This is a genomic window from Wolbachia endosymbiont (group A) of Andrena helvola, assembly GCF_964028415.1.
GTDB lineage: Bacteria > Pseudomonadota > Alphaproteobacteria > Rickettsiales > Anaplasmataceae > Wolbachia > Wolbachia pipientis.
The window spans coordinates 713,671-729,683 of the sequence record NZ_OZ034779.1; the positions used below are offsets into that span (position 1 = coordinate 713,671).

10 protein-coding genes are annotated in these 16,013 nt (G+C 35.2%); 4 read left to right on the forward strand and 6 right to left on the reverse strand.

Annotation, left to right across the window (positions count from 1 at the left end; genetic code table 11):
- Positions 1–2 precede the first annotated feature (2 nt).
- The gene (locus ABWU73_RS03770; protein ID WP_264329710.1) at positions 3–1,610 is read left to right on the forward strand and encodes a glycosyltransferase family 2 protein; all 1,608 of its coding nucleotides are present in this window, start codon (positions 3–5) and stop codon (positions 1,608–1,610) included.
- Complete coding sequence (locus tag ABWU73_RS03775) at positions 1,559–2,620, forward strand: COX15/CtaA family protein (RefSeq protein WP_264329709.1); 1,062 nt, start codon at positions 1,559–1,561, stop codon at positions 2,618–2,620. The genes ABWU73_RS03770 and ABWU73_RS03775 overlap by 52 nt, the downstream gene beginning before the upstream one ends.
- Here the strand turns inward: ABWU73_RS03775 and ABWU73_RS03780 are convergent.
- Positions 2,569–4,644 (reverse strand): acetyl-CoA carboxylase biotin carboxylase subunit, encoded by a 2,076-nt coding sequence (locus tag ABWU73_RS03780; protein ID WP_353285520.1) that lies wholly within the window; start codon positions 4,642–4,644, stop codon positions 2,569–2,571. The two genes, ABWU73_RS03775 and ABWU73_RS03780, sit on opposite strands and share 52 nt — an antisense overlap.
- Positions 4,645–4,714: 70 nt before the next feature.
- A complete protein-coding gene (locus ABWU73_RS03785; RefSeq protein ID WP_264373806.1) occupies positions 4,715–5,434 on the reverse strand; it encodes a hypothetical protein in 720 nt (239 codons plus the stop codon).
- A gap of 150 nt (positions 5,435–5,584) precedes the next feature.
- Here ABWU73_RS03785 and gltX point away from each other — a divergent pair, with 150 nt between their 5' ends.
- Positions 5,585–7,015, forward strand: a complete 1,431-nt coding sequence (gene gltX, locus ABWU73_RS03790; protein ID WP_264329706.1) for a glutamate--tRNA ligase — start codon at positions 5,585–5,587, stop codon at positions 7,013–7,015.
- Between the two features lie 763 nt (positions 7,016–7,778).
- Positions 7,779–9,584, forward strand: coding sequence for a succinate dehydrogenase flavoprotein subunit (sdhA, locus tag ABWU73_RS03795; protein WP_213862922.1), 1,806 nt, complete (start codon positions 7,779–7,781; stop codon positions 9,582–9,584).
- Here sdhA and ABWU73_RS03800 read toward each other — a convergent pair whose 3' ends face one another.
- The 4 genes from ABWU73_RS03800 to ABWU73_RS03815 all read right to left on the reverse strand — a co-directional run bounded on the left by ABWU73_RS03800 (position 9,585) and on the right by ABWU73_RS03815 (position 15,973).
- Complete coding sequence (locus ABWU73_RS03800; RefSeq protein WP_264329705.1) at positions 9,585–12,107, reverse strand: ankyrin repeat domain-containing protein; 2,523 nt, start codon at positions 12,105–12,107, stop codon at positions 9,585–9,587.
- Between the two features lie 282 nt (positions 12,108–12,389).
- Positions 12,390–12,998: a guanylate kinase gene (gene gmk / locus ABWU73_RS03805; RefSeq protein WP_209473330.1), complete on the reverse strand. Its 609-nt coding sequence runs from the start codon at positions 12,996–12,998 to the stop codon at positions 12,390–12,392.
- A complete protein-coding gene (locus ABWU73_RS03810; protein ID WP_265017714.1) occupies positions 12,982–14,787 on the reverse strand; it encodes a pentapeptide repeat-containing protein in 1,806 nt (601 codons plus the stop codon). Before ABWU73_RS03810 ends, gmk begins: the two co-directional genes overlap by 17 nt.
- Positions 14,780–15,973, reverse strand: a complete 1,194-nt coding sequence (locus ABWU73_RS03815) for an ankyrin repeat domain-containing protein (protein ID WP_264329703.1) — start codon at positions 15,971–15,973, stop codon at positions 14,780–14,782. Before ABWU73_RS03815 ends, ABWU73_RS03810 begins: the two co-directional genes overlap by 8 nt.
- Positions 15,974–16,013 lie beyond the last annotated feature (40 nt).

A 16,013-nucleotide genomic window follows, 5' to 3' on the forward strand; every position in this document is an offset into this window, starting at 1 on the left:
TAATGCCCATACTTCAAGCTGATAATGTAGAAAAAATTAAGTTTGATTCTAGTTTATGCAAAGAGCAAGAAAAACTTTTTTACTATAAATTTAATATAATTCCTTGGCAAAAATTAAATAAAACTACTTTTTTTATGGTTGAAGACACAAGCCGAGATATCAACCGTTGGGTCGAAGCTCATTACGGTATTGACTATGTATTAATAAAAGTGGATAGCGAACAGATTTTAAATCTTCTTAACTCGCACTTTGGTATTTCAGAATTTGCAAGCAACTACTTATATTACAAGAATCCTAATTTTTCAGCTAAAAGCATTAAACTAAGCTCAATATTTTTTGCTTCTTTCTTTATTGTAACTTCAATTTTAACACTAACAGAGAAATATACATATTTTGCTTTGATGTTGATATTTATAATCGGATGTTCTAGTTATTTATTCAAGTTTATAGCTACAGTTTTTAGCTTATGTGAAACCTCTAATCAAAAAGTGGATTATAGTAAGCTGAATGAAGAAGATTTTCCTATATATACTATTTTATTGCCTGCTTTTAAAGAAAGTGCAGTGATAGAGCAATTGATCGAAAGCATTGAAAGTTTGGATTATCCAAAATCAAAATTAGATGTGAAGCTTCAGGTAGAAAGTGATGACCAAGAAACGCTAGCAGCTATAGAAAAGTACACTTTACCGCAGTATTTTGAAGTAATAAAAGTGCCTCATTCTTTGCCTAGAACAAAAGCCAAGTCATGCAATTATGCTATGAGCTTTGCTAGAGGAAAGTATGCAGTAATATATGATGCGGACGATAAACCAGACCCATTGCAGTTAAAAAAAGCACTGATTGAATTTAATAAGGGCGACGATAAGCTTGCCTGTGTACAGGCGAAATTAAATTACTATAATTGTGATTATAATTTTCTCACAAAATCCTTTTCTCTGGAGTATATGAACTGGTTTCAATACTTATTGCCTGGATTCCAAAAAATGAACATGCCAATGCCTTTGGGTGGTAGCAGTAATCATTTTTCAGTAAAAATTCTAAGAAAAATGTTTTTCTGGGATGCTTATAGTGTTACCGAAGATGCTGACCTCGGTTTGAGACTTGCGCAAATGGGATATAAAACCAGGATGATTGACTCAGAAACATTGGAAGAGTCACCAATTGCTGTATTTGCTTGGATTAAGCAAAGAGCGCGCTGGATCAAAGGCTATATGCAAACTTATATTGTTCATTTAAAAAATATAAAGTCACTTTATAAACACACTGGATTTAAGGGAATTTTGCTATTGAACCTTTTTGTTGGCTCTGCAGCTTTTATATTTTTTACTACTCCATTTTTACTGCTTTCATTGATATTAACTAAAGTTTTAAATGAATTATTTTTGTACTACTTTGTAGTGGTATACGTTACTAACCTGATTCTTTTGGTAATAGCTGTCAAACAGCAAAAGATGCCTTTTTATTTTTATATAGTATCGATATTTTTTCCGGTCTATAGTCTGCTACATAGTGCAGCAGCTTTTCTTGCCTTATGGGAATTTATTCTTTACCCTGAGCGATGGAACAAAACTCAGCATGGTTTATGGAACAAAAGCAATCAAAACCTGTAGCTATTTGGCTTTTTCTCTGCTGTATCATGGTAATTCTCATGGTGGGGATTGGTGGATTTACCAGACTTTCAAAAGCAGGATTGTCAATCACAGAGTGGAAACCCATCACTGGAACATTGCCACCACTGAGTGGACAAGATTGGCTACAAGAAAAATTAAAATACGAAGCTACACCTGAATATAAAGCACTTAACTATGGTATTAGTATGGAGGAGTTTCGCGCTATATACTTAATAGAATATGTACACAGATTGGTTGCAAGACTAACAGGTTTAGTTTTTGTCCTGCCATTTATATATTTCATATTAAGAAGAAAAATATCTAAAAAGGTAGTAATAAAGCTATGTGTGGCATTATTATTTGGAGCTTTACAAGCTTTTGCTGGTTGGTATATGGTAAAAAGCGGCTTGGTAGCCAAGCCTCATGTTAGCCACTATAGGCTCGCACTTCACTTATTATTAGCATTAGTTATCTTTGCATTATTGTCATATCAATTTTTTGATTATCAGATAAGGCCACAACAAACAAAACTTAAGGTTAGTGGTAACACTATATACTACGCAAGGATGATTTTGGTCCTAATTGTAATACAAATAATTTTCGGCGCATTTGTTGCAGGATTAAATGCTGGTCTAATTTACAATACCTTTCCACTAATGGACGGACAAATCGTTCCAGAAGATTTATTTTTCTTACAGCCTATATGGCTGAATATCTTTGAGAACAGAGCGACAGTGCAATTTATACATCGAGCACTGGCATTGCTAATACTAACTTTGGTAGTAATACTCACAGTAAAAAATGCTAGCATAAAACCGGTATATATTATGCTGCTCTCCGTCGTCATTCAGATCATTTTAGGTGTAATTACTCTATTATTGCACATACCGATAGCCATTGCCATAGCTCATCAAGTGTTTTCATTTATCTTGTTTGGGTCAAGTTTATACTTCTTGTGTTATTTAAGGAAGCAGACTACATCACCAATCTGCACATTTTTTCCTTCTTGAACGGGAATATTTTTTATCACCATTGCTGCTTCAGCACATATAATATTTTCCATTTTCATCGCTTCCACAACAAATAAAGGTTGTCCTATTTCTACCTGATCTCCTACATTTACGTGTAATTTAACTAATAAGCCAGATATTGGGGATTTTACAGCATCTACTGAAATCTCTTCTGTTTCATTATTTAGCATTAACTTACTTAATTCAGCTACATGAGGTTTAAATATACAACACTCAGCTTTCATGCCTGCATGCCTTATGAAGTACTTGCTGCCTTGTCTTTCTATTTTAAGTGCTATATTGGTATCGTCATTAATTGTGATATATAGCAATCTATAACTTGATTTCCACTTGCCTATAACGGAGTATTTATTGCGATTATATACCGTTATTAATATATTATCTTGGTATTTTGCATTTACGGAGTACTCATTGTCATTTATATTCACTATGAATAAATCTCTTGCACGGTCACCTGCCATCCGAGTAGCTGATACTGGTGCCCCTTCTTTTTTACTAGATTCCAGTGTCACGCACTGGAATGACACCTGAGATGTTTCATTCACTGCTTTATGATGGTACCTTTCTTCATTTTCCAAATGAACATATAACGCAGTGAAAATAAATATTTTAATATACTCCTCTGTAACAAAATCGCCGTGAAACCCACTAGGGTAATGATCTGGAATGAATCTCGTATGGAGCTTTGCTGCGATAAAATTTGGGTGATGGAAGATGGATTCTAGAAATTCTATATTATTTGTTACTCCTTCTATATAGCATTCAGACAATGCTTTTTGCATTCTGCTGATCGCTTCTACTCTATCTTTTCCATATGTTATCACTTTGGCAATCATCGAATCATAGAACATGCTAATTTCTGAACCTGCAGCAACTCCATCATCTATTCTTACATAATCATTTTCACCCGGTTTATCGTAATATTTTATTCTTCCGCTGGAAGGGAAAAATTTCTTCGATGGGTCTTCAGCGCAAATTCTACTTTCTATTGCAGAACCAGTAAGTTTAATATCATCCTGATTGAATCTCAATTTCTCTCCACAGGAAGTTCTAATCATTTCTTCTACTATGTCTATTCCAGTTATAAATTCTGTTACTGGATGCTCAACTTGCAATCTCGTATTTACCTCAAGAAAATAGAAGTTTTGGTCTTTATCTACAACAAACTCAACAGTGCCTGCTGAAAAATAGCCAACTTGCTTTGCCAGAGAAACACATTGAACATACATTTTTTGTCTTACTTCTTCACTAATGAATGGACTTGGCGTTTCTTCTATTATTTTCTGATTATTCCTTTGTATCGAGCATTCTCTTTCTCCAAGACAAACTATATTGCCATATTTATCTGCTATGATTTGTATTTCAATATGTCTTGGCAACTCTATATATTTCTCTATAAAGATACTGCCATCCTTAAAACTTTTCTCTGCTTCATTTGTGGCTGATGTAAATGCTAGTTCAATTTCTTTTTTGGAGTTTACAATTCGCATTCCTTTGCCACCACCGCCTGATGCAGCTTTGAGCATAACGGGAAAACCGACCTCTTTAGCAACTTGAGCTGCGTGGGCAGCATCGCTGATCTTACCCATATATCCTGGCACTACATTCACTCCAGCTTTTCTTGCCGCTTCTTTTGCTGTTATTTTGTTGGCTGTAACTTCTATTGTTTCTGCACTGGGGCCGATGAAGTCTATATTATGTTTTTGAAGAGCACGTGGAAAATCTGGATTCTCTGCTAAAAAACCATAGCCAGGATGAACTGCCTGCGCACCTGTTTCAACTGCTACTTCACATATTTTTTCAATGTTTAAATAACTGAGGCAAGATGGCGAAGGGCCGATATATCTTGACTCATCTGCTTGTCTTACATGCACAGAATTTACATCTGCATCCGAGTATATGCACACACAAGATATACCCATCCTACGAGCAGTTCTGATAATCCTGCAGGCAATCTCTCCTCTGTTTGCTATTAAAATCTTACTGTACTTCTTTTCCGTCATCGTATGAGTATACTTTCTTAAGTTGAGAAAGTAAATTTCTATATCATTGCCTGCAACTTTTTGTTATATATCAGACAGCCACCCTTGCAAGATCTGTACTACTAAAAGTTTCCACTGGAGTGCTCATGTCATGCAAGTCATGTATCTCACTACACACTTTGCCTGACAGATACGCAGCCCCGCCAGAAATTATCCCAGCCATCGTAGTCAGTGCCATAGATTGAGAAACTAAAAATAAAAAGTATAAAGACAAACATAAAGCAGCAATACACGCTATAGCTCCTATTATGTATAAGCACAGGTGAAACTTCTGGTTACATATGAAGCTGTCTTTTATGCCTGCGATTTCTTTTATTTCTTTTTTGACTGTCTTACTAACCCAGTCAAGAGGAGTCTTTTTAGATTGATCTAGCGCACATCTATTGCACAATGCCTCTTTAACATAATTCTTGACATTTTCTAATTTTTTCGGATCACAATTTGGGTTAGTTTTTTCAGACTCCAAATGCTTGAATATTCCTTTTACTACACTTGGTAATATCCCCACTTCTGCTGCTATATGAAATGGATTTTCATGATCTTTATTGTACTCTAACAAATGAACATTACTTTCAACACTTTTCTTGAAAATAGATAAAAACTTATCAACCTTTCCTGTTTTTGCAGCTAAATGCAGGAGATTATCTCCCCTAATTCTTTGTTTTGTTTTATCAAAAGGGCCGGTGTAACGCCAATTGATATTAGCTTCATTATCTGAAAGCAATTTTGCTATATCTACAAGTCCATCCATAACTCACCTCGCTATATTCAACCAATACTAAATTATACAACACAATTTATGAAAAATAAATAAAATTTTATCTCTCAGAACAAATAAATTCTAAATTGTTACAAACATAAATTTTAGCTATCATCATTTACATTACTGTAACAGACAAATATGCCAGGTATAGTCACGAGATTTGCTCCATCACCAACAGGATTTTTGCACATTGGAGGAGCTCGTACTGCTTTATTCAATTGGCTCTATGCAAAGCATCATGGTGGCAGGTTTTTGCTAAGAATTGAGGACACCGACAGAAAACGTTCAACGAAAGAAGCAATTGATGCAATTATAGAAGGGCTAAGATGGCTCGGTATGAGCTATGATGGGGAAATAGTATATCAGTCAAAAAGAATAGAGCGGCATAAAGAAGTAGCAAACCTTTTAGTTGAGAAGGGTAGGGCGTATCACTGTTATTGCCCTGAGGATGAAGTTGCAGAAAAGAAAATAAAAGCAAGAGAAGAGGGCAAGATATACAAGCATAAATGTACTACAAAACCTCCTTCTTGTCATCCAAGTAGCCGACACTGGGATCCAGAAGAAAATATGTGGTCACGCGCTGGAATGACATCCGGTGTGAGGTCAGTTATCCGTTTCAAAGTGCCAGACTCACAAGAGATCGTCATTGATGATAAAATATACGGCCAAATCAAAGTAAATAGCAACCAGCTTGATGATATAGTGATCTTACGCTCTGACAACACTCCAACATATATTTTTGCTGTCGTAATTGACGATCATGATGCTGGAATAACTGATATAATACGCGGTTCTGACCATCTCACTAATACCTTTAAACATCTGCTAATATACCAGGCTCTTGATTTTGACATTCCACGCTTTGCACATGTGCCGCTTATCCATGGGGAAGATGGGAATAAGCTATCCAAAAGGCATGGTGCCACAAGCGTTTGCGATTATGAAAAGATGGGAATATTGCCAAAAGCGATGCGTAATTACTTGCTGAGACTTGGCTGGAGTCACGGCAACGATGAGATTATTAGCGATGAGCAAGCAATAGAGTGGTTTAATTTAGAAAGTATTGGTCGTTCACCTGCACGGCTCGATTTCAAAAAACTGGAGCATTTGAATAACCACTATATTAGTAATATGAGCAATGAAGATATTCTGACTCTAATGCTTAGAGAAAATACTCTAACTGACAAAAAAAAGGGCTATTTACTGCAGGGACTGACAGAGCTAAAAAAAAGAGCAAACTACCTGACCGAATTATTGGATTTAGCAAAATTTTATATTCAAGATCCGCCACTTGATTTAAGTGAAGAGGCTGAGCAAATTGTCAAATCTAACCTCAATATAATTAAGTTACTCGCATCATTTCTGTCAAAGATCGGTGATGAAAATTGGAATAAGGGTTTTTTATCTTCTCAGATCAAGGAATGTGCAAAATTGCACGATATGAAAATAAGCGATGTATACCACTCATTACGCGCCCCTATAACTGGAGTAATGGATGCACCTGGAATCATTGATATCATGGTGATTCTTGGTAAAGATGAGTGTATAAGAAGGTTACAAGCAATTTAAATGAAATAAGAAAATTACTTGACATCCTTCGCCAGCCCCCTTATCATGAAACTGAAGCTATTGTATTTGCTTTCGCCAATCTGCAGATTAAAAGGTAAGGATTACTTAATGTATCGGCGTCTTATGTTCAATTTTTTGCAGTATATAGATACTGTATGTCTTTACAAAACTTCATCTACATCTAGATTTTTATCTAAATAAGCTGAACGCGCTTATAAAGCGTTACAAGACATCAAAAAATGCCAATACTCGACAGAGATAGTAAAAGACTAGCTAACTCGGGGATTCTTTGTCTTTTTTTCTGCTTAGTAAATTTCTTAAACATTTGCAGCGTAAGTTAGTTGCAATTAAAAGCAGCTGAATTTCGCTTGTCAAGCGTTTAAAACATAAAAAACGCCAATATTTTAAAGCGGATAATAACCACGGGGCTTCTTTTGCCTTTTTTTTCGTTTGGTAAATTTCTTAATATTTATAGCTAAACGACAATCGTCATCCCGCTGCTTGTTAGCGGGATCTAGAGATACCGCGAATGAATCGCGGTATGACGGTTCGTGGCGGTATGACGGTTCGCGGCGGCATGACAATAAGCTCGTCATCCCGCTACGTGTTAGTGGCTGAGATACTGCGGCGGTATGACGTAGGATTGCTGTCATCCCGCTACTTGTTAGCGCCGCGGCGGCATGACGTCTTAACTATAGAAAACTTGTATAGATTTTTTCTACTTCTGTGATATCATAAGCCTGTAATGATAAAATAAGTAAATATGGATAAGTCAGCGTATGAGATCATAGAACATGAGTATGACGTGGTAGTAGTAGGTGCAGGTGGAGCAGGGCTCAGAGCAACGCTTGGGATGGCTGCAACTAATTTTTCAGTTGCCTGCATTTCTAAAATTTTCCCTACACGAAGTCATACAGTTGCAGCACAAGGCGGAATTAGTGCAGCTTTAGGTAATATCGGTGAAGACGATTGGCGCTGGCATGCATATGACACAATAAAAGGTTCAGACTGGCTTGGTGATCAAGATGCAATAGAATATATGTGTAAAAACGCTGCTAAAGCTGTTATTGAACTTGAAAATTTTGGCGTACCTTTTTCTCGTACAGAAGATGGCAAAATATACCAGCGTTCCTTTGGTGGAATGACAACTCACTTTGGTAAAGGAAAATCAGCGCAGCGCACTTGTGCGGCAGCAGATAAGACTGGGCACGCAATCCTTCACACTCTATATCAGCAGTGTCTTAAATTCAACGCTGAATTTTTTGTTGAATACTTTGTGATTGATTTAATTATGGATAGCGAAACCGGAGCATGCTGCGGAGTTCTTGCTTGGTCGCTATGCGACGGCACATTACATAGATTTCGTGCGCATAGAGTGGTGTTAGCAACAGGTGGATATGGACGTGTTTATTTCTCTGCAACAAGTGCGCATACCTGCACAGGTGATGGTAATGGCATGGTAGTAAGGGCTGGATTACCACTTGAAGATATGGAATTTGTACAATTTCATCCAACAGGAATATATGGCTCAGGGTGCTTGATGACAGAAGGATGCCGTGGTGAAGGGGGGTACCTCGTTAATTCTCAGGGCGAGAAGTTTATGGAACGTTACGCACCAAAAGCAAGAGATTTAGCTTCCCGTGATGTGGTAAGTCGCGCAATAACAATTGAAATTAGAGAGGGAAGGGGGGTTGGACCAAAAAAAGATCATATGTATTTAACTATAGCGCATCTTGATCCGGAAGTAATAAAACTCAGATTGCCGGGCATCAGCGAAACCGCAAGAACTTTTGCTGGAGTTGATGTCACTAAAGATCCAATACCGGTCATTCCGACTGTTCACTATAACATGGGTGGCATTCCAACCAATTATTATGGAGAAGTGATCACGCTGAAGCAAGGTAAGGAAGAAGTGGTAGATGGACTATTTGCAATTGGAGAAGCTGCATGTGTTTCTGTGCACGGTGCAAATCGACTTGGTTCTAACTCGCTTCTTGATCTTGTGGTTTTTGGTAGAGCTGCAGCGCTCAGAGCAAGAGAGAAACTAAAATCCGGTACACCACATAAAAAATTGCATTCAGACTGCACAGACTGGATAGTAGATAGATTTAATAAAATGCGATTTGCCTCCGGTGGGCTAAAAGTAGCAAAAATACGCAGCGAAATGCAGAACACTATGCAAAAGTACGCATCAGTGTTCCGTGTTGCTGAAGTTTTAGAAGAAGGCAAAAAAGCTATAAAAAAGGTAGCAAAAATGATGCCTGATATTTCACTTGAGGATCGCAGTATGATGTGGAACAGTGATTTAGTTGAAGCGCTGGAGCTTGCTAACATGATCCCACAAGCGGTTATTACCATGGAATGCGCAGCTAATCGCGAGGAAAGCAGAGGTGCACATGCTCGTGAAGACTTTCCTGAACGTGATGACAAAAACTGGATGAAGCACACTATAGCGTGGCTTGAAGAAAAGAAAGGGCAAATTAACGTAAAAATTGATTATAAAAAAGTGGCTGAAAAAACTCTGAGCGGTGAGATTGATTTCATAGCGCCAGAGAAGAGGGTTTATTAGTTACACTATCCCTACACAATTTTTCAACGAGTTTATTGATATGGCACTCATTTTAGTGTCTGGAGGACTCTCAGTATGCTCTGATTGATTTGATGATTTTTGCACCTCTTGCTCTTCTAAATCGTTGGACTTATTTTCTATATCTTTAACAGAGTTATTGCATTGTGTATCATTTTTTGGTGCGTTATCTTGAAGTGTAAGTTGCTTTTCTTCAGTAAACTTTCCTTTAATTTTTCCAAATCCTTCATAAATATTTTCTAAATTCAAGTAAATAAGATAACAAACTCCAATAACTGCTATAATAGATGAGGCAGTTGCAATTGTAATAATTCCTTGAGAAGCACTGAATATTGCTGCACAGGCTAAAGCAGCAAATACAAGCGTTGTCACTGCTTTACAAGCAACATTATTGACGTACTTCACAATATCGCGTGCTTTTAACTTCCTGCCAAAGTTGCACTTCAGTTCAGTTCTCATATCATCTGGAATAAGCGCTCTACCCATTGATTTCTCTATTCCTTTTATAGTTTTATAATACTCTTTGCTCCATAATCTTTCGGGTAGTATTAACTGCTTTGGGTCAACACCATTTTGCAATAATTTTACACAGAACTTGATCGTGTTATCACGGCTCTTAGGATTGACCAAATTATGTTTATCTTTTGTCGTCTTAGTAATTAGCGCTACTTGTAGTGGTGTGCGTTCTTTTTCGTTAGCGGCGTTTGCAGCTTTACTAAATTTCTCTTTTTCCACCGAATTTAAAATCAACTCTAAACATGTAACTTTTTGTTCTCCTTTGAATGAAGCAATATAGTGCAGAGCATTTTTTTCATCTTTATCTTGCACAGTAATATCTGCACCATTTTTTAGCAATAGTTCTAGGGTTTCATACCTTTTAGTTTTTTCAAATTTTCTATCTGTACATGATCGATCCTCATTCTTTTCTTTTATATGCTGAAGCAACTGATGAAGAGGTGTTTGCTCTTTCCCGTTAACAGCATTTATAGCCTTACTAAATTCATCCTTACCTAAAGTCAACTTCAAACATGCAACTTTTTGTTCTCCTTTGAATGAAGCAATATAGTGCAGAGCATTTTTTCCATCTTTATCTTGCACAGTAATATCTGCACCATTTTGTAGAAATAACTCTAAGGTTTTATACCTGCCAGTATCCTTAAATTCTTTTTTTACTACATTTTTTATTTTATCTTTCAATGAAGGCTCTTTACTCTTTTCTTGTATGCGCTGGAGTAGTTGATAGAGCGGTGTTTGCCCTTCTTTGTTTTTATCATTTACAGCTTTTATAAATTGCTCTTTTTGACCTGCTTTTAGCAATATATTGAGAAGTTCAAGTTTTTGTTTTGTTTCAGGTTTAACAATCAAGTGTAAAGCATTGTTACCATCTGTGTCTTTAAGGCTAATATCCGCCCCTTTTTCCAATAGTTCTTTAAAAAGTTTTTTATCACTATTTTTAATTACTGGATGTAATAGATAATTATCATTACTATCTGGAGTATTTATGGTATGTGGTATAATTTCTTTAATTTTTGCTTCTGTATTGATTTTTATTTCTGGCTTTAATTTAGATTTCTTTCCTTGCTCTGCTAATTTTTCTAAGAAATTACGGTAGTATGTCTTTTGCTCCTCTTTTAAGTTTTGTAATTCTTCTGTAGATAATTCTAAATTATCAGAGCTGGCTCCATGCTCTAACAATTTTGTAAGAAACTTAAGTGTGTTATCGTTACTTCGAATTGTATTAGACTCATGTTTTTCTTTTGTTACCTTGTTAATTAGTGCTACCTGAAAAGGGGTCTGATTTTCACTATTAATGAGTTGTGCTAGATCTTCCTTGGTGACCGTTTTTATTAGGGTACCTAGAAACTTGCATTTCTGTTTCTTTTCCAATGACACGATAAGGTGTAAAATATTATTTCCTTTCTCATCTTTTATGCTGCTAATATCCGTACAATCTTTTAGATATTTTCTAAATTTCCTGTTATTTCCATTTTTGATCGCTTTTAGTAGTAGAGCATTGTTATTTGTTATTTCGTTGCTTATTTCTACTTCATGATCATCTTCAACATCACTGCCGTAGCCACTCTCTGTTTCGCTGTCCCTACGGTTGTGGGTAAAACAATATCTGCTATTATAAGTAATTTCTGAAATTGCTTGTCCTATTTCCTCTTTTTTTATAGGGTCTAGTTCTTTCGATATTTTTCTATTCAATACCGGAAGAAAGCATTGGACATAATACTTATAATATTTTTCTTGTTCTCTAAGTGATTCTTCTAATTTAGTTAGTACTTCAGAGCTAGCACCTTCCTCAAATAACCTTTTACACTTCTTGAGGGTTCCATCTTGACCTCTTGGTTTTTCACGCTTGTGTTCTTCTTTTTTTACCTTTCTCTCTATAATGCCATATAATTGTTCGTCTTTTCTATCCTGCTCTTGCTTTTTATTTTTATCTATGCATTCACCTAATTTATCTGCATTAGTAGTTAGTGCAGTTATATCTATACCCATACTAAAACCTCAATATTAAAAGCTATTTAAGTTGTCAGCACTAAACTAACAACCAAGAAGTTTGACTTTTAAATTGAGCTAAACGTTGTATATGTATAGGTGGAAAGGCAGAAAACTAGTTTCTATTAGAAAATCTGTTGTCATAGTCAAATCCTCACTTGAACAGTTGCTACTATTTTAACCATTTAATCTTAAAAAATAATAAATATAGCTAAACTGTGAAATGTGCTATTGGCTAAAATAGGATAAGAAACTATAGCTGCAAATATCCAAATTGATTTTTTATAAATCTTCCAGGCTTGGTTTTTCTTCTGATTTTTTAAGTCTTTCTTTATTTAGTATGGAGCTTATCTCTTCTACACTTTTATCAATATCATCATTGATTATTACATAATCATATTTATCACGTTTGCTTATCTCTTTTTGAGCTTCGGCTAATCTGCGCTCTATTTCGCTTGCATCATCACTATTACGCTTTTGCAAACGCAACCTAAGCTCTTCCATTGAAGGGGGAAGTATAAAAACACTTACAACTTTTTTTCTCATGAGCTTGAATAAGTGAAATGCTCCTTGCCAGTCTATGCTGAGTAAAACGCTTATTCCATTGCTTAAGTTTTGCTCTATAAAATTTCTTGGTATACCATAAAAATTCTCAAAAACTTTGGCGTATTCAAGCATTTGGCCAGCTTTGCATAACTCGTGAAATTTTTCTTCGGTAACGAAAAAATAGTCTTTTCCATTTCTTTCGCCGGGGCGAGGCTTGCGTGTAGTCATAGAAACAGACCTAACTAAATTAGTTGATTGCTCAAGTAATTTTGCTGATATAGTAGTTTTTCCAGCTCCAGAAGGGGAGGATAGAACCAATAATACGCCCTCACTTTTTACGGTCATTTTTCTTTGCATTTTTTAACATGGTGCTTTTTGGATCAGAGTTTAAAAAGCTAGAACCTTCTAAATTAGAATTTGATAAGTTGGTGCCAATAAGAGAAGAGTTATCAAAGACAGTATAGCGCAAATCGGTCTTTTCAAAATTTGCCTTATTCAAATTAACGTTTACAAACTTTGCTCTACTCAATGTTGAATTAGAAAAATCGGCATTTTCTAAATTCATATTCTTAAATTCAAAGTAAGAATAATTTACATTAAATTTTTCACCCTGTGATATTTTCTCTTGCAAATCTCCAATTGAAGTTATAGCATTTTCTAACCCTGCAAGTTTTTTCTGCCCTTGATTGTCAATCAAAATTGAATTATCAAACTTGCAACCTGTTAAATGAGCATTAGCAACTGAACTTTTATATATGCTTGAAGAGAGAAAAGACATATCACTAATTGTTGAATTACTCAAATTGCTAAGAAAAAAACTAGTTTTCCTAAAGGCATTAGCGTGAAGCAAAGAAGATCTGAAATCGCTTTCAATAAAATTTGAATTAGTTACTTTTAAATTGGACCAACTCGAATTATCAGCTAATAAATTAAAGAATGTTGAATTTTCTATTTCACTGGAATCAATATTATGGCGAGAAAGTGTACTGTTATAAACTTGAGAGTCTTGGATTTTTATCTTATACATTGAAGTTGTAGAAAGGTCTGAATCTTCTATCTTCACATAGGTGAATAGTGAATGGTCAAAAAATGAGCCATTCATGTTAGAATTTGCAACTTTAGTATTATGAAACTTTCCGTGACGAATGTCAGCATTAGAGACATTAACTTGATGCAGTTCACTAAAACTAAAATCAATATTGGATAAATCAGCATCATGAAGATTTGCTTCAGAAACATATGCATGTTTTATCTTGGAACCATTTAGTATAGATTGAACAAAACTTGAATTATCGTCATTCACATAGGAAATTTGTGTGTTGCTTAAATCAGTTTCGTCGAAGTTACTGTTAATTATGATAGAAGAATTAAGGCAAGCATCGGAAAGATTGCTACCTGTAAAGTCTGATTCTTTTAACTCTGCACCATATATGTTAGCATTTTTTAATGAAGAAAATTGTATCTTTAATTTATATGCATCCACTCCAAAGAAACTTGCATTATCAAGGTTGTTTTTCTGCATAACAGTATCGTTTATTTCACTATCACTAAAATTTACGTGGCTAACATTCGAGTTTGATAAGTTGGAGAAATTCATTTTCACATTCGAGAAATTAGTATGCAAACCAATTACGTTGTGCATACTTACTTTTTTGAGATCGGAACTGATAAAATCAGCATAACTAACATTAGACTGATCAAATACGATATCTGTTAAGTTTGCAGAAACAAATTTTGTAAAACTCAAATTTGTACCTTTTATTTTAATGCCATGTAAATTAGCATTGGAAAAATTAGCACCACGTAAATCAACATCAATGAAAGACACATCGGATAAATCGGTGTTAGAAAAATCGGCACCAATCAGACTTACTCCATCAAAAACAGATTTACTTAGGTACAGTTGGTTAAAATTAGCTCCATTTAAGTTAGAACCAAAACCTTTCTTAAAATCTTCTGGCACGCCCTCTTTGTGGCACTGCACCAAAAATTCAGCAAAGTCTTTTTTACTGTAAGATACGTATTTTGCATCACGCAAAGCGTTTAAAAAATCACTAATCTGATTTTTTTCATCATTTGTTTCGTTTCCATAACATAAATGACCAACTAAAATTAATATCAAAAATCTAATCATCTTGCTTATCGCACTGTATTTCTTTCGTTTTCACAGCCCAATCGTACATTGCTGAGCTTTCTTTATTGTCTATTTTTCTATCCTCCAAAAGATGTGGCATCATTTCGGCAATCGCATTTATTATATTGATCTGCTTTTTTTCGATTGCTATATCAATTGGGGATTGAAAATTATTGTTAACTACTCTAAGATCAGCACCTTGTAATAAGAGAAAGCGCACTATGTCTACCTCACCTTGTTTAACTGAATAAATGAGAGGAGTATCACCCAATTTATTTCTAAACCTTAGTATCTCTTGAATTGTTAATCCAATTTTTTCTAGCTTACTTATTACTCCTCTTAAGCAAGTTAAGTTGTTCTTCTTAATGCAGTAAAAAAATTGCTTACTGTAATCATCAATAAACACAGTTGTAGGAAGATGCTCATTAAGGCTATCATATTGTCGTTTATATATTGACTTGCTTTGTATGTCTTTATGACCCCATTCTTTTATTGGTTCTCTGTTTAGCTTTGTCCATTTTTGTAAACTTTTCTTTTCACTTTGCTCTTCTTCATCTTTTTTAGTTATAGGTTTTACTCTATTGCGGTCCTTGGAATTACTGTTTGTTTCTTTCACTTTTTTTTCTTCAGACTGATTCTCTACTTTTTCTTTTTTTCCCTCTAATAATTGACTCGCATCACTTTTTGAAAGTTCATTATCTTTTATATCAATCCTCTGATCAGCTTGTAGATTTTTTTGCGGGTTAGCTGTATTCTCATTTAAATCAGCACTTAAAGGCAAAGGCTCTGGTTTCAAATCTTTATTCACTTCTTTATTGGCCACATTTGGTAAATTTTGAGCAAATTTGTCTGTGCTTCCTTCTAGCTGGTCATTTGGCAAATCTTTATCAATCCTTTCACCTTCACTTATAGTTTTTTCAACCACGAAAGCTTTGTTCTCGTTGTGTTGCAGTTTCTCTTTATCGGTAGTGCCGTCTAATCTTTTGCTCTCAGCCTCTTGTGTTTGTTTAGCATCGACGTTGCTTTTTAACTCATCTTTTTGATTTGTGCTATCTTGCTTCCTTACACCTACATTTTCGTTTTTATGAACTGATTCAATTTTCTTTTCTTCAAGCTGCTCTACGGCAAACAGGATGGGTGATCCGAATACGACAGCTAATAATATAAAATATAAAATATTCTTCATAAATATCCCAAGCATAAGCTTAATTAAAATGATACTATAA

Bases quoted from the DNA above. Each gene is read 5' to 3' on its own strand.
- ABWU73_RS03770 (WP_264329710.1), top strand. From the start codon at position 3: ATGCCCATACTTCAAGCTGATAATGTAGAAAAAATTAAGTTTGATTCT.
- ABWU73_RS03775 (WP_264329709.1), top strand. From the start codon at position 1,559: ATGGAACAAAACTCAGCATGGTTTATGGAACAAAAGCAATCAAAACCT.
- ABWU73_RS03780 (WP_353285520.1), bottom strand. From the start codon at position 4,644: ATGACGGAAAAGAAGTACAGTAAGATTTTAATAGCAAACAGAGGAGAG.
- ABWU73_RS03785 (WP_264373806.1), bottom strand. From the start codon at position 5,434: ATGGATGGACTTGTAGATATAGCAAAATTGCTTTCAGATAATGAAGCT.
- gltX (WP_264329706.1), top strand. From the start codon at position 5,585: ATGCCAGGTATAGTCACGAGATTTGCTCCATCACCAACAGGATTTTTG.
- sdhA (WP_213862922.1), top strand. From the start codon at position 7,779: ATGGATAAGTCAGCGTATGAGATCATAGAACATGAGTATGACGTGGTA.
- ABWU73_RS03800 (WP_264329705.1), bottom strand. From the start codon at position 12,107: ATGGGTATAGATATAACTGCACTAACTACTAATGCAGATAAATTAGGT.
- gmk (WP_209473330.1), bottom strand. From the start codon at position 12,998: ATGACCGTAAAAAGTGAGGGCGTATTATTGGTTCTATCCTCCCCTTCT.
- ABWU73_RS03810 (WP_265017714.1), bottom strand. From the start codon at position 14,787: ATGATTAGATTTTTGATATTAATTTTAGTTGGTCATTTATGTTATGGA.
- ABWU73_RS03815 (WP_264329703.1), bottom strand. From the start codon at position 15,973: ATGAAGAATATTTTATATTTTATATTATTAGCTGTCGTATTCGGATCA.